Below are 14,486 nucleotides of genomic sequence, written 5' to 3'. Positions count from 1 at the left end.
CCTCCTCACGGCAACCGATTGCGCAGAGCGGCAACCACGTTGAAGGTTTGATTGCTCACCCGGTTATTCGGATCAATGAGCGTAAGGCTCAGACGCACACTGCGGATCCGCGCGGGGTCAGACGGGTTGCTGCTGTAACTGGAGGCGGACGAATCGGAAGCAGAGCTGGCGAGGCCGAAACTCACGTTGAAGGCGCTGACGTTATCCACCAGCACTTGCTGTGGTGGCGTATCGACGCCGGAACCCATTGTCAGCGCGCCGTTCTTCAAGCTGTAGATCAACCGCCGGATGGGAAACGCCAATTGCCCCGCAGCGGGCGCGCGTAATTTCGAATAAGCCGTTGCAGTGTTTCGGCAATCTGAAACCACCGTCCAGGTCGGCGTGCCGCCATTGCTGCCGACATCCGCCGTCACCAGGGTCAACCTTTGGCTCGCGTTATCCCAACTGATCGGCGTGGCCTGACTGGTTTTGAAGCTCTCACCATCACTCGCATCAGTAATCGTCCCCAGGCAACCGAACATACCAACCATGCGGATTTCCTGGATCATTTTGCTCAGTACGAAACGCGCATCCTCCTGCATGGCGGCAGCGCTGTTCTGGCTGACGTAGGTATTTTTCGCGGCAATGAACACCTGCACCACGCCAAGCACCACGACCAGGCTCAAGGCCAGGGTGATCAGCAACTCGATCAGGCCAAAGCCTTTTTGGAAGCGGCTCATGGCGCTGCCACCGGATCGACGGTTGCTCGACTGGTGAGAACAAAGCTGCGACGGGAATTGGCGCTGTTGGCGGCCCTGGAGTCATCCCAGGTGATGGTGATGGTGTACACGCGCTGATTGAGGCTGATGCTGCCCGTTGCCGTGGCGCCACCGAAGCTGGTGATATTGGTGGTGAAGTCGTAGAGATCCTGGTCCCGGGCGATGCTCAGGTTGCCCGCGGTCGGCGGTGTGACGGTGTAGTCGGCAGCGGCGTTGGCGCGGATGCGGTCCATCATGTCATAGGCGATAAAACTGGCCTGGCTGGTCATCCGCGCACTGTCGGTGTATTTGAGCGCATTGAGTTGAATCGCTGCCGCTCCCAACAACCCCACGCTCAGAATCAATAACGCCACCAGGACTTCGATCAACGTCATGCCTTCCTGTGCACGTTTGCTCCATTGAATCATCCGCAACTTCCACCCAATAGAATTCGTCCGTTCAAACACACATTCAGCGTCCTGCTTTGCGCGCCCAATACATAACTGATTACCACCGCCGTGGACGATGACGCCAACCCACCCAGATTATTGAAATCGATGGCGGTCACGCCTGAGGTTAGCGTCAGCGTCGCGCCACTGCTCATCGCTGGAATAACACGCAACACATTGGCCGGCGTGCCGGTACCGTCATACACAGACAACTCCCCGGTCCAGACGCTGCCACCCGCGGTTGGGCGCACTCGCGTGGTCACACCCCGGTTGATCGCCTCCAGGCGGGCGAAGTTCAAGCCACGTTGCAAATCACCGACTTCGGTGTCGGCCCTGGAAATCTGTGTGGAACGGGTGAACGCCGGCACCGCCAGGGTGATCAGGACCAGAAAAATCGCGATGGCGACCAGCAACTCGATCAGCGTGAAACCTTTTGTACGATGATCCATCGGAGCCCTCCGTTGCCGTCGGCTATACCTGCTCTTACACGCTAGAACATTCGACCGCCGCAGCGTGGTTGGTTTGCCATTACCCGTGCACGGATCGCACGGGCCATCACGTTCCAGGGAGGGGCATGTCATGCGTCAGCACGGTTTCAGCTTGATCGAATTGCTTATGGGACTGACGATTGTCGGGATTGTTCTGCATTTGGTCAGTCCGGCGTTCGCGGCTGTGATGGAATCGAACTATCGCGAGGAGGCTGCGAGGTCACTGGCCAGCGGATTGCGCAGTGCCAGAAGCGAAGCCATTGCCCGAAACCAGACCGTTGTCATTCACGGCATCAACGGCGATTGGGGCCAGGGATGGCGGATGATTCTGGATGTCAGCGGCAAGGGGTATGAGGACGACAGCAATCCGCTGTTGATTGAGCGGCGGAGTGGCATTCCATTGCCTGTTTTCGGCAATACATATGTCAAGACTTCCGTCCGCTTCAGCCCTTTGGGCGAACCGGTACACGGGGGCCTCCAATCGGGGACATTGCACATTTGCGCAACACGCGAGCCGCTGAGTCTAAACCAGGTGGTGCTGGCCAAGAACGGCCGCGTCAGCCTGCGCAGCAAAAAGACTGAACAGGCCGTATGCGTAGGAGGAGAGGACTCAGAGCAAGGAACGAACGCGTAGCTCTTTAGGCATTGAGAACGTGATGTTCTCTTCCCGACCTGCCAGTTCGTCGGCACCTGTAGCACCCCAGGCCTGCAACTGCTGGATCACGCCACGCACCAGGACTTCCGGTGCGGAGGCACCCGCAGTGATGCCAATGCGCTCGACACCTTCGAACCAGCTCTTCTGCAGGTCTTCGGCACCGTCGATCAGGTAGGCCGGAGTGGCCATGCGTTCGGCGAGCTCACGCAGGCGATTGGAGTTGGAACTGTTCGGGCTGCCAACCACCAGCACCACATCGCATTCGTCAGCCAATTGCTTGACTGCATCCTGACGGTTTTGGGTGGCGTAGCAGATGTCGTCCTTGCGCGGACCGCCGATGGCCGGGAAGCGCGTACGCAGGGCGTCGATAACGCGGCTGGTATCGTCCATGGACAGGGTGGTCTGGGTCACGAACGCCAGCTTTTCAGGGTTCTTCACCTGCAATGCGGCGACGTCATTCTCGTCCTCGACCAGATAGATTGCCCCGCCGTTGCTGGCGTCGTACTGGCCCATGGTGCCTTCGACTTCCGGGTGACCGGCGTGGCCAATCAGGATGCACTCACGACCATCGCGGCTGTAGCGTGCGACTTCGATGTGCACCTTGGTCACCAGCGGGCATGTGGCATCGAACACCTTCAGACCACGACCGGCGGCTTCGGTACGTACGGCCTGGGAAACGCCGTGGGCACTGAAGATCACGATCACGTCGTCCGGCACCTGATCCAGTTCTTCGACAAAGATCGCGCCACGGTTGCGCAGATCCTCGACGACGAATTTGTTGTGCACCACTTCATGACGCACATAGATCGGCGGCCCGAAGACTTCCAGGGCGCGGTTGACGATTTCGATCGCCCGGTCCACACCGGCGCAAAAGCCACGGGGGTTGGCGAGTTTGATTTGCATGCTGTGCCTCGTGTCTTGCGCGCAAGAAATAGCGAAAACAATGAAAAACCAACTGTGGGAGCGAGCCTGCTGTGGCGAGGGGATTTATCCCCGTTCGATTGCGAAGCAATCGCAAACCGGTCAGCGCGTTCTCATCCAAGATTGCAGCGGCTGGATTCAGGGGTGCTTCGCACCCCAACGGGGCGGTGCGACGTTTCGCTAAATCCCCTCGCCACAAAGGCTCGCTCCCACAAATTTACAGCGCTTTGACGGAAATGATTTCCACGTCAAAGGTCAGTGTCTTGCCAGCCAGCGGGTGGTTGAAGTCGACGGTCACTTGCGCGTCGTCGAACTCTTTCACCACGCCCGGCAATTCAGTATTGGCCGCATCGTTGAAGATCACCAGCAAACCTGGCGACAGCTCCATGTCCTGGAACTGCGAGCGCGGGATGATCTGCACGTTTTGCGGGTTGGGTTGGCCGAAAGCGTTTTCCGGCTCGATGTTCAGGGTCCGCTTGTCGCCGGCCTTGAAACCGAACAGCGCTGCTTCGAAACCTGGCAACAGGTTGCCATCACCGACCTTGAAGGTCGCCGGGGCCTTGTCGAAGGTGCTGTCCACCGTGTCGCCGTTCTCCAGGCGCAATGCGAAATGCAAGGTGACTTCCGTGTTCTGGCCGATGCGTTGCTCAGCCAATACCTGTTCAGTCATGAACGGTTTCTCCGGTTTTCTTACTTTTGAACATATCCAGTGCCAGCATGACTGCGCCTACAGTGATAGCACTGTCGGCAAAGTTGAATGCAGGGAAGTACCAGCGGTTCTGCCAGTGCACCAGAATGAAATCGATCACATGGCCCAAGGCGATGCGGTCATAGAGATTGCCCAGCGCGCCGCCCAGCACCAATGCCAAGGCGACTGCCAGCCAGGTTTCATTGCGCCCCAGACGCTTGAGCCAGACCACCAGCACCGCACTGACCACCACGGCAATCAGGGCAAACAGCCAGCGCTGCCAGCCGGAGCTATCAGCCAGGAAGCTGAAGGCCGCGCCGGTGTTGTAGGCCAGGGTCCAGCTGAAGTAATCAGGGATCACCACGATCTGCTGGTACATCGAAAGCTTGCCTTCGAAGTAGAACTTGCTGGCCTGGTCGATGACCAACACCAGCAAGCTCAACCAGAGCCAGCTCAGCCGTCCGAAACGGCCAACGGCATTAGGCATAGTGGCGAACCTCGCCAGCACCACTGATGTTGTCGACGCAACGACCGCAAATTTCCGGATGCTCCGGGTTCACGCCGACGTCTTCGCGGCAGTGCCAGCAACGGGCGCACTTGGCGTGAGCCGATTTGACGATTTTCAGCTTCAGGCCGCTGACTTCGGTAACCACGGCATCGGCTGGCGCCTGCACGAACGGCGCAACGCTGGCGGTCGAGGTGATCAGGACGAAACGCAGTTCGTTGCTCAGCTTGGCCAGATCGGTGCTCAGGGCTTCTTCGGCGAACAGCGTCACTTCGGCTTGCAGGTTGCCACCGACAGCCTTCGCCGCGCGCTGGATTTCCATTTCCTTGTTGACCGCTACCTTTACTTCCATGATGCGATCCCAGTAGTCACGACCCAGCTCGAAGCCTTCCGGCAGTTCGCTCAGGCCTTCGTACCAGGTATTGAGCATGACGGACTCGTTACGCTCGCCCGGCAGGTACTGCCACAGCTCGTCGGCGGTGAACGCCAGGATCGGCGCGATCCAGCGCACCAGCGCTTCGGAGATGTGGAACAGCGCGGTCTGGCACGAACGACGGGCCTTGCTGTCGGCGCCGGTGGTGTACTGGCGATCCTTGATGATGTCCAGGTAGAAACCGCCCAGCTCCTGCACGCAGAAGTTGTGGATCTTGGAGTAGACGTTCCAGAAGCGGTATTCGCCGTAGTGCTCTTGCAACTCGCGTTGCAGCAGCAAGGTGCGGTCCACGGCCCAGCGGTCCAGTGCCAGCATTTCTTCGGCCGGCAGCAGGTCGGTGGCCGGGTTGAAGCCGGTCAGGTTCGAAAGCAGGAAGCGCGCGGTGTTACGGATACGCCGGTAGGCGTCGGCGCTACGCTGCAGGATCTGCTCGGAAACCGCCATCTCACCGGAATAGTCAGTCGATGCCACCCACAGACGCATGATGTCGGCGCCCAGGGTGTCGTTGACCTTCTGCGGCGCAATCACGTTGCCCAAGGACTTGGACATCTTGCGACCGGACTCGTCGACGGTGAAGCCGTGGGTCAGCAGTTCGCGGTACGGTGCGTGGTTGTCGATGGCGCAACCGGTCAGCAGCGACGAGTGGAACCAGCCGCGGTGCTGGTCCGAACCTTCCAGGTACAGGTCGGCGCGTGGGCCGGTTTCATGGCCCATAGGGTGCGAACCGCGCAGGACGTGCCAGTGCGTGGTACCCGAGTCGAACCAGACGTCCAGGGTATCGCTGATCTTGTCGTACTGCGGCGCTTCATCGCCCAGCAGTTCAGCGGCGTCCAGCTTGAACCAGGCCTCGATGCCTTCGACTTCGACACGCTTGGCGACTTCTTCCATCAGCTCGACAGTACGCGGGTGCAGTTCGCCGCTTTCCTTGTTCAGGAAGAACGGGATCGGCACGCCCCAGTTGCGCTGACGGGAGATGCACCAGTCCGGACGATTGGCGATCATCGAGTGCAGGCGCGCCTGGCCCCAGGCAGGGACGAACTTGGTGTCTTCGATGGCCTTGAGCGAACGCTGGCGCAGGGTGTCGCCGGTGGTCGGCTGCTTGTCCATGCCGATGAACCACTGCGCAGTGGCGCGGTAGATCAGCGGGGTCTTGTGACGCCAGCAGTGCATGTAGCTGTGTTCGATGACGGTGGTGTGCATCAGTGCACCGACTTCGGTCAGCTTGTCGACGATGGCCGGGTTGGCCTTCCAGATGAACTGGCCGCCGAAGAATTCCAGCGACGGAACGTATACGCCGTTGCTCTGGACCGGATTGAGGATGTCGTCGTTGACCATGCCGTACTTTTTGCAGGTCACGAAGTCGTCCACGCCATAGGCCGGGGCGGAGTGAACCACACCGGTGCCGGCGCCCAGCTCAACGTAGTCGGCCAGGTACACAGGCGACAGACGGTCGTAGAACGGATGACGGAAATTGATCAGCTCCAGCGCCGAACCGGTCGCAGTCGCGATCACCGAACCTTCGACGCCGTAACGGGACAGGCAGGACTCGACCAGTTCTTCAGCCAGTACCAGCAGCTTGTTGCCGATATCGACCAGGGCGTAGTTGAATTCCGGGTGAACGTTCAGCGCCTGGTTGGCCGGGATGGTCCACGGCGTGGTGGTCCAGATCACGATCGAAGCCGGCTTGGCCAGCGATGGCAGACCGAAAGCGGCAGCCAGCTTGGCTTCATCGGCAATCGGGAATGCCACGTCGATGGTCGAGGATTTCTTGTTCTCGTACTCGACTTCCGCTTCAGCCAGGGCCGAACCACAGTCGAAGCACCAGTTCACGGGCTTCAAGCCCTTGAACACGAAACCGCCCTTGACGATTTCGGCCAAGGCACGGATTTCACCGGCCTCGTTCTTGAAATCCATGGTCTTGTACGGGTTGGCGAAATCGCCCAACACACCCAGACGGATGAATTCGGACTTCTGCCCTTCGATCTGCTCGGTGGCGTAGGCCCGGCACAGTTCGCGGGTCTTGTCCGCCCCCAGGTTCTTGCCGTGGGTCACTTCGACCTTGTGCTCGATCGGCAGACCATGGCAATCCCAGCCCGGAACATAAGGCGCGTCGAAACCCGACAGGGTCTTCGAGCGGATGATCATGTCCTTGAGAATCTTGTTCAGTGCATGACCGATGTGAATCGTGCCGTTGGCGTACGGAGGACCGTCGTGCAGAACGAACTTCGGACGATCCTTGCCAATCTCGCGCAACTTTCCGTACAGGCCAATGCTGTCCCAGCGCTGCAGAATCTGCGGTTCGCGCTGAGGCAGGCCGGCCTTCATTGGGAAGGCGGTGTCCGGAAGGTTTAGCGTGGCTTTATAGTCGGTCATTTAAGGCTCTTCATTAGCGATGGGCGCTAGGTGCGGCTAGTGCACGGGCGGCGGCGACATCCGCGTTGATCGCCGTTTTCAGCGCCTCCAGAGAGGCGAAACGCTGCTCTTCACGCAGCTTGTGGTGGAAAACCACCGTTAAACGCCGGTCATACAGATCGCCGGCAAAATCCAAAAGATGTACTTCCAGGTGGGCCTTGCCATCACCTTGAACCGTTGGCCGTACGCCGATATTGGCGACACCGGGCCAGGTTTTGCCGTCGATCTCGACGTCGACCAGGTAGACCCCGGTAAACGGTACACGACGGCGTTTGAGCTGTATGTTGGCGGTGGGCGTACCCAGTTGCCGGGCCAGCTTCTGGCCATGCAGCACGCGACCGGCAATCCGGTACGGGCGACCGAGCAAGCGTTCGGCGAGGACAAAATCAGCAGCGGCCAGCGCGTTACGCACCTGGGTACTGCTGACACGGATGCCGTCCAGCTCGACCGTTTGCGCAGCTTCCACGGTAAAGCCCTGCGTGATGCCGGCCTGTTGCAGGAAATCGAAATCCCCGGCCCGGTCACAACCGAAACGGAAGTCGTCTCCAACTTCAAGGTGTTGCACGCCAAGGCCGTCAACCAGGATGGTATCGACGAACTCGCTGGCGCTGAGCTTGCTCAGACGCTGATTGAACGCCAGGCACAGTACCCGGTCGACACCTTCGGCGGCCAGCAGCTGCAGTTTATCTCGCAGGCGGGCCAGACGGGCCGGTGCCGTGTCCGGGGCGAAAAACTCCCGTGGCTGCGGCTCGAAAATCACCACGCAGCTGGGCACGCCCAACTCGAGCGCACGCTCACGCAGCCGTCCCAGGATAGCCTGGTGGCCACGGTGTACACCGTCAAAGTTGCCAATAGTGGCGACGCAGCCCCGATGCTGGGGGCGCAGATTGTGGAGGCCTCGAACCAGCTGCATAACGCGCTTCTTGCTCATAAAGTGGTCGATTATAACCACACCCGGCGGCCGACGACAGGCAACACCGTAACCCAAAGTGATCGAGCCGACAAAAATGCCGGCCAGACCCTGTTTATCGAGGATCCATCCTCAGTTCAACGCCTTGCGATTGAAGTCGCGCACGCGGAAGCCCATCAACACTAACATGCCGAAATAAGCCACCACACCGGCGACCACCAGAGCGCCCAGACGCAGGAACCGCTCAAGCATCTGCCCTTCGCCCCAGGCCGGCATGAAATGCATCCCACCCAGCAGCACGGCGGACATGACCACCACCGCCACCACCAACTTGAAGCCGAACTTGGCCCAACCCGGTTGCGGCTGATACATCTGCTGTTTGCGCAATTGATAGAAGAGCAAACCGGCATTGAGGCAGGCGCCGGCACTGATCGCCAGCGCCAGCCCAGCGTGAGCCAGCGGGCCGATCAGCAGCAAGTTGAATAGCTGGGTGACGACCAGGGTGAAAATCGCAATTTTTACCGGTGTACGAATGTTTTGTTGCGCATAAAAGCCCGGCGCGAGCACTTTGATCACAATAATCCCGAGCAAACCAACCGAATAAGCGATCAAGGCCCGCTGAGTCATGGCGGCATCAAATGCACTGAATTGACCGTATTGAAACAACGAAACCGTCAGTGGCTCGGCGAGGATCCCAAGCGCCAGAGCGCAAGGCAATACCAACAGGAAGCACAGCCGCAGGCCCCAGTCCAGGATCCGCGAATACTCCTGACGATCCTTATTGGCGTAGGTCTTGGCCAGGGTCGGCAGCAGAATTGTGCCCAATGCCACACCCAGCACACCGGACGGCAACTCCATCAGGCGATCAGCGTAATACATCCAGGAGACAGAGCCGGCGACCAGGAACGAAGCGAAAATGGTGTTGATGATCAGGGAAATCTGGCTGACCGAGACCCCGAGGATCGCCGGCAACATCTGCTTCATCACCCGCCAGACACCGGTGTCGCGCAAATTGATCCGCGGCAACACCAGCATGCCGATTTTCTTCAGGTGCGGCAGTTGATAGAGCAACTGGGCCAGGCCACCGGCCAGAACGGCCCACCCCAGCGCCATCACTGGCGGGTCAAAATAAGGCGTCAGGAACAGCGAGAAGATGATCATGCTGACGTTGAGCAGCGTCGGCACAAAGGCAGGCACCGAAAAGCGGTTCCATGTATTGAGTATCGCGCCAGCCAGTGAGGACAGGGATATCAGCAAAATATAGGGAAAGGTCACCCGCAACAGGCTTGAAGTCAGCTCGAATTTTTCCGGGGTGTTGGTAAACCCCGGGGCCGTTACCCAGATGACCCAAGGTGCAGCCAGCATGCCCAACGCAGTGACCAGCGCCAGGACCAGCGTCAACAAACCCGAGACGTAGGCAATAAACGTGCGTGTCGCCTCTTCACCCTTCTGGCTTTTATATTCGGCAAGGATCGGCACGAACGCTTGGGAAAACGCGCCCTCGGCGAAGATTCTTCGCAATAGATTGGGTAGCTTGAAGGCGATGAAGAAGGCGTCGGTCGCCATTCCCGCGCCGAATGTACGCGCAATAAGGGTGTCACGAACGAACCCGAGAATCCGGGAAAGCATCGTGATAGAGCTGACGGCGGCCAACGATTTGAGCAGATTCATTGAAAGAGTGTGTGCCTGTCGATAAACAGCAGGCGAACTCGGCGCCTACTTGTGCGATACTCCGCGCCGCAACAGCACAGAGCCAAAGCTCGCGAGTTTACAGGTCAAGCGCCGGAAATAAATATCCCGCCTCTTCAGATCGACCACTCAGCGGAACGCATCAACCGCCCTTGACAAGACTTCAACTCATCGGCATGATTCGCGGCCTATTTTGTTTGCTATTTCCTAAAAAGTCTTTCGAGGAGCTCGACGGTGGCCAACTCACCTTCCGCCAAAAAACGTGCAAAACAGGCTGAGAAGCGTCGCAGCCACAACGCCAGCCTGCGTTCCATGGTTCGTACCTACATCAAAAACGTAGTTAAGGCCATCGACGCAAAAGACGCTGCTAAAGCACAAGCTGCTTACGTTCTGGCTGTGCCAGTTATCGACCGTATGGCCGATAAAGGCATCATCCACAAGAACAAGGCCGCTCGTCATAAGAGCCGCCTGAATGGCCACGTTAAGGCCCTGAACGTTGCCGCTGCTGCCTAAGCGACCCGTTCATTAAAAAACCGACCTCAGGGTCGGTTTTTTATTGCCTGCGATTTAATAGACACATAAAAACTGTGGGAGCGAGCCTGCTCGCGAAAGCGGTGCATCAGATGACATTAATGCCGACTGACACCCCCTCTTCGCGAGCAGGCTCGCCCCCACATTTGGATCTTCATTCGATCATTGAGCGCTCGCCCACGGCAAAATCGGAATCGCCGTCACCGCATTCTGCGGGCTACCCTCGATCAAGCGATCGCTGTAGACCAGATACACCAGCGTATTACGCTTCTTGTCGAGGAAACGCACCACCTGCATGGTCTTGAACACCAGGGACGTACGCTCCTTGAACACCTCATCCCCATCCTTCAGCTCGCCCTTGAACTTGATCGGCCCGACCTGACGACAGGCAATGGAAGCCTCCGCGCGATCCTCGGCCAACCCCAAACCACCCTTCACACCACCAGTCTTGGCGCGCGAAAGGTAGCAGGTCACACCTTCGACCTTCGGATCATCGAATGCCTCGACAACGATTCGGTCGTTCGGGCCGACAAACTTGAACACCGTCGACACCTGGCCGATTTCCTCGGCCGAAGCCAGGAACGGCATCGCTAGCAGCAACCCCAACAATCCTTTTGCCATACGCATTCAGATATTCCTTCAGACCAGAATCAGGTTATCGCGATGAACCAGTTCTGGCTCAGCCATATAACCCAACAGACCGACAATCGCGTCAGACGACTGACCGATGATTTTTTGTGCTTCCAGCGCGCTGTAGTTGGCCAGGCCACGGGCGATTTCGCGACCGTCCGGTGCTACACACACCACCATTTCGCCACGGCGGAAGCTGCCCTGGACCAGTTTCACACCCACAGGCAGCAAACTTTTGTTGCCCTCGGACAGCGCCGTCACCGCACCGGCATCCAGCACCAGGGTGCCACGGGTTTGCAGGTGCCCGGCCAGCCACTGCTTGCGCGCCGCCAGCATGCCGCGCTCAGGCGAGAGCAAGGTACCAATGCGCTCGCCCGCCTTGAGGCGATCCAGCACACGCTCAATGCGCCCACCGACGATGATCGTATGCGCCCCGGAACGCGCAGCCAGACGCGCCGCACGCAACTTGGTCTGCATGCCGCCGCGCCCCAGCGCACCGCCGGTACCACCTGCCACCGCGTCCAGCGCCGGATCATCGGCGCGCGCTTCGTAAATCAGCTGGGCATCCGGGTTGTTGCGCGGATCGGCATCAAACATGCCGTCGCGATCAGTCAGGATCACCAGCAAGTCCGCTTCGACCAGGTTGGCAACCAGCGCTGCCAGGGTGTCGTTGTCACCGAATCGGATTTCGTCGGTGACCACGGTATCGTTCTCATTGATCACCGGAATAACCTTCAGCTCGACCAATGCACGCAACGTGCTGCGAGCGTTCAGGTAACGCTTGCGGTCGGACAGGTCATCGTGAGTCAGCAGAATCTGCGCGGTGTGCCGGCCATGCTCGGCAAAGCTCGACTCCCAGGCCTGCACCAACCCCATCTGACCGATTGCAGCGGCAGCCTGGAGCTCGTGCATCGCACTGGGTCGCGAGGTCCAGCCCAGACGGCTCATGCCGGCCGCCACCGCCCCGGAGGACACCAGCACCAGCTCGACACCCGCCTCATGCAAGGCCACCATCTGTTCTACCCAGACACCCATTGCCGCGCGGTCCAGGCCCTTGCCGTCCGCCGTCAGCAAAGCGCTGCCGATTTTCACGACCCAACGCTGCGCACCCGTCACCTTGCTCCGCATCATCTTCAACCTTAGCTCGAGGGCAGCGCGACCCGGCGCTGCCCATACGTTATTCGTGACTACCGATTTCCAGATACTAAAACGCCGCTCGATTGAGCGGCGCTTAAGTTTATCGCAACGGATCAGTCACGCACGTAAATGATTTCCGGACCGTCTTCGTCATCCACATCTTCTTCGTCCCAATCATCATCACCGATGTCATGGACCGACTTCACGCCACTGCGGCGCAGGGCACGCTGGTCATCCAGCGCCTGCAACTGCGCACGGGCCTCGTCTTCGATACGCTGATCGAGCTCGGACAGTTCTTCCCGGTAGGCCGGGTCGTTCGCCAGGCGATCGGCACGATCCTCCAGATAGCGCATGATGTCGTGACACAGGCGCTCAGTGTTCTGCTTGGCAATGGCCGAGATCACGTAGACCGGCCCCGTCCACTCCAGACGATCAACGATTTCCTTGACGCGAGCATCGTGCTCTTCTTCGAGGATCTGGTCGCTCTTGTTCAGGATCAACCAACGATCACGCTCAGCCAAGGACGGGCTGAACTTGGTCAGCTCGTTGACAATCACTTCAGCCGCCTCGGCAGCATCGGTCTCATCCAGTGGCGCCATGTCGACGAGATGCAGCAACAGGCGGGTGCGCGACAAGTGCTTGAGGAAGCGAATCCCCAGGCCAGCACCATCGGAGGCCCCCTCGATCAACCCCGGAATGTCCGCAATCACGAAGCTTTTCCAGCGATCGACGCTGACCACGCCCAGGTTTGGCACCAGGGTGGTGAACGGGTAGTCGGCGACCTTCGGTTTAGCAGCCGATACCGAACGGATAAAGGTACTTTTGCCAGCATTCGGCAAGCCCAACAGACCCACGTCCGCCAGCACCTTCATTTCCAGTTTCAGGTCACGCTGCTCACCCGGCTTGCCCGGAGTCGTCTGGCGCGGTGCGCGGTTGGTACTGGATTTGAAACGGGTATTGCCCAGACCGTGCCAGCCACCATGAGCCACCAGCAGCTTTTGGCCAGCCTTGGTCAGGTCGCCGATCACTTCCTGGGTGGCGGAGTCGATCACGGTGGTGCCGACCGGCACGCGCAAGACCAGGTCTTCACCTTTCTTGCCGGTACAGTCGGTGCTGCCGCCGTTGGAGCCACGCTCGGCATCGAAGTGCCGGGTGTAACGATAGTCCACCAGGGTATTGAGGTTTTCGTCGGCGACCATGAAGACCGAGCCGCCGTCACCACCATCACCACCGTTCGGACCACCGTTTTCGATGAATTTTTCGCGACGGAAACTCATGCAGCCGTTACCGCCGTCGCCAGCCTTTACTCGGATCGATACTTCATCAACAAACTTCATAACCAATGCCTCTCGCCGCATGGACGAGCTGAAAAACAATCAAGACATAAGACTCTTGCAAAGATGAGCGCAGCGACCCCAAAACACGACCCGCATCGCACGCCGACAGCCCATACAAACAGCTTTGCAAGAGACTCATCCCACAAACGAAAAAGCCCCGTCGCAAGACAGGGCTTCTCCAGCATTCTCGCAATTAGGCTGCGACAACGCTCACGTAACGACGACCGAAGGCGCCTTTTACTTCGAACTTGATCACGCCTTCGACTTTAGCGAAGAGGGTGTGATCTTTACCCATGCCAACGCCGTAGCCAGCGTGGAATTGGGTGCCGCGCTGACGCACGATGATGTTGCCTGCTTTGATAGCCTGGCCGCCATACATCTTCACGCCAAGGCGTTTGGCTTCTGAGTCGCGACCGTTACGGGTACTACCACCAGCTTTTTTGTGTGCCATGAGTTCAATTCTCCTAGTGAGGAATTAGGCTGTAATTAAGCCTGAATACCGGTGATTTTGATCTCGGTGTACCACTGGCGGTGGCCCATACGCTTCATGTGGTGCTTACGGCGACGGAACTTGATGATGCGGACTTTATCGTGACGACCTTGGGAGATCACTTCAGCCACAACAGTGGCGCCAGCAACAACTGGAGCGCCGATGTTCACGTCGTCGCCATTGGCAACCAACAGAACGCGATCAAAGGTAACGGATTCGCCGGTAGCGACTTCCAGTTTTTCGATCTTCAGGTATTCACCCGGGGCGACCTTGTATTGCTTGCCGCCAGTAACGATTACTGCATAAGACATGGTATTTCTCCGATAATCCTGCTCACCCAGCTCTTTATAAGAAGAGGTATTGGCTGGCATGGCTGCATGGGGCTGGAAGGCCCGCTTGCAATTGCGTAAGGCAGGTGCTGCCCAGGAAGTTCAGGGTGCGCGATTGTACGCAAGGCACGAGCGCCTTGCAATA

Annotated in this window: 16 protein-coding genes; 2 read left to right on the top strand and 14 right to left on the bottom strand. The window is 58.8% G+C overall.

Features of this window, described 5'->3' with window-relative positions; genetic code table 11:
• Nucleotides 1-5: 5 nt before the first annotated feature.
• Genes ACSFE6_RS03890 through ACSFE6_RS03880 form a run of 3 tightly spaced genes read right to left on the bottom strand, consistent with a single transcriptional unit; the run spans nt 6 to nt 1,635 of the window.
• Nucleotides 6-719 carry a PilW family protein gene (locus ACSFE6_RS03890; protein ID WP_435426353.1) on the bottom strand — a complete coding sequence of 238 codons (714 nt, stop codon included), beginning with the start codon at nt 717-719 and terminating at the stop codon, nt 6-8.
• On the bottom strand, nt 716-1,165 hold the full coding sequence (pilV, locus tag ACSFE6_RS03885; protein ID WP_435426352.1) for a type IV pilus modification protein PilV: 450 nt from the start codon (nt 1,163-1,165) through the stop codon (nt 716-718). Before pilV ends, ACSFE6_RS03890 begins: the two co-directional genes overlap by 4 nt.
• The gene (locus ACSFE6_RS03880) at nt 1,162-1,635 is read right to left on the bottom strand and encodes a GspH/FimT family pseudopilin (protein ID WP_435426351.1); all 474 of its coding nucleotides are present in this window, start codon (nt 1,633-1,635) and stop codon (nt 1,162-1,164) included. The genes pilV and ACSFE6_RS03880 overlap by 4 nt, the downstream gene beginning before the upstream one ends.
• Nucleotides 1,636-1,765: 130 nt before the next feature.
• On the opposite strand from ACSFE6_RS03880, the gene ACSFE6_RS03875 reads away from it, so the two are divergent.
• Nucleotides 1,766-2,308 (top strand): GspH/FimT family pseudopilin, encoded by a 543-nt coding sequence (locus ACSFE6_RS03875; protein WP_435426350.1) that lies wholly within the window; start codon nt 1,766-1,768, stop codon nt 2,306-2,308.
• Here ACSFE6_RS03875 and ispH read toward each other — a convergent pair.
• The 6 genes from ispH to murJ all read right to left on the bottom strand — a co-directional run bounded on the left by ispH (nt 2,285) and on the right by murJ (nt 9,869).
• A complete protein-coding gene (gene ispH / locus ACSFE6_RS03870; RefSeq protein ID WP_435426349.1) occupies nt 2,285-3,232 on the bottom strand; it encodes a 4-hydroxy-3-methylbut-2-enyl diphosphate reductase in 948 nt (315 codons plus the stop codon). The genes ACSFE6_RS03875 and ispH overlap by 24 nt on opposite strands.
• Before the next feature lie 235 nt (nt 3,233-3,467).
• Nucleotides 3,468-3,905 carry an FKBP-type peptidyl-prolyl cis-trans isomerase gene (fkpB, locus tag ACSFE6_RS03865; RefSeq protein WP_435426392.1) on the bottom strand — a complete coding sequence of 146 codons (438 nt, stop codon included), beginning with the start codon at nt 3,903-3,905 and terminating at the stop codon, nt 3,468-3,470.
• A gap of 7 nt (nt 3,906-3,912) precedes the next feature.
• Nucleotides 3,913-4,425, bottom strand: a complete 513-nt coding sequence (lspA, locus tag ACSFE6_RS03860; protein ID WP_435426348.1) for a signal peptidase II — start codon at nt 4,423-4,425, stop codon at nt 3,913-3,915.
• Nucleotides 4,418-7,249, bottom strand: a complete 2,832-nt coding sequence (gene ileS / locus ACSFE6_RS03855; protein ID WP_435426347.1) for an isoleucine--tRNA ligase — start codon at nt 7,247-7,249, stop codon at nt 4,418-4,420. Before ileS ends, lspA begins: the two co-directional genes overlap by 8 nt.
• A gap of 13 nt (nt 7,250-7,262) precedes the next feature.
• On the bottom strand, nt 7,263-8,201 hold the full coding sequence (gene ribF / locus ACSFE6_RS03850; protein WP_435426346.1) for a bifunctional riboflavin kinase/FAD synthetase: 939 nt from the start codon (nt 8,199-8,201) through the stop codon (nt 7,263-7,265).
• Nucleotides 8,202-8,330: 129 nt separating this feature from the next.
• Nucleotides 8,331-9,869 (bottom strand): murein biosynthesis integral membrane protein MurJ, encoded by a 1,539-nt coding sequence (murJ, locus tag ACSFE6_RS03845; RefSeq protein ID WP_435426345.1) that lies wholly within the window; start codon nt 9,867-9,869, stop codon nt 8,331-8,333.
• Nucleotides 9,870-10,121: 252 nt separating this feature from the next.
• Here murJ and rpsT point away from each other — a divergent pair, with 252 nt between their 5' ends.
• Entirely contained in the window at nt 10,122-10,400 is a 279-nt protein-coding gene (rpsT, locus tag ACSFE6_RS03840; protein ID WP_007970922.1) for a 30S ribosomal protein S20, read from the top strand.
• A gap of 180 nt (nt 10,401-10,580) precedes the next feature.
• Here rpsT and ACSFE6_RS03835 read toward each other — a convergent pair whose 3' ends face one another.
• The 5 genes from ACSFE6_RS03835 to rplU all read right to left on the bottom strand — a co-directional run bounded on the left by ACSFE6_RS03835 (nt 10,581) and on the right by rplU (nt 14,323).
• Entirely contained in the window at nt 10,581-11,045 is a 465-nt protein-coding gene (locus ACSFE6_RS03835; protein WP_435426344.1) for a CreA family protein, read from the bottom strand.
• Between the two features lie 12 nt (nt 11,046-11,057).
• A complete protein-coding gene (gene proB / locus ACSFE6_RS03830) occupies nt 11,058-12,176 on the bottom strand; it encodes a glutamate 5-kinase (protein WP_435426391.1) in 1,119 nt (372 codons plus the stop codon).
• 122 nt (nt 12,177-12,298) lie between these two features.
• A complete protein-coding gene (cgtA, locus tag ACSFE6_RS03825) occupies nt 12,299-13,522 on the bottom strand; it encodes an Obg family GTPase CgtA (RefSeq protein ID WP_435426343.1) in 1,224 nt (407 codons plus the stop codon).
• A 193-nt stretch (nt 13,523-13,715) separates the two neighbouring features.
• Complete coding sequence (gene rpmA / locus ACSFE6_RS03820; RefSeq protein ID WP_003281574.1) at nt 13,716-13,973, bottom strand: 50S ribosomal protein L27; 258 nt, start codon at nt 13,971-13,973, stop codon at nt 13,716-13,718.
• 35 nt (nt 13,974-14,008) lie between these two features.
• Nucleotides 14,009-14,323 (bottom strand): 50S ribosomal protein L21, encoded by a 315-nt coding sequence (gene rplU, locus ACSFE6_RS03815; protein WP_007950961.1) that lies wholly within the window; start codon nt 14,321-14,323, stop codon nt 14,009-14,011.
• Nucleotides 14,324-14,486: the final 163 nt, after the last annotated feature.

Source organism: Pseudomonas baetica, assembly GCF_051216495.1.
Lineage (GTDB): Bacteria > Pseudomonadota > Gammaproteobacteria > Pseudomonadales > Pseudomonadaceae > Aquipseudomonas > Aquipseudomonas baetica_B.
This window is presented reverse-complemented; position numbering and strand designations above follow the sequence as displayed.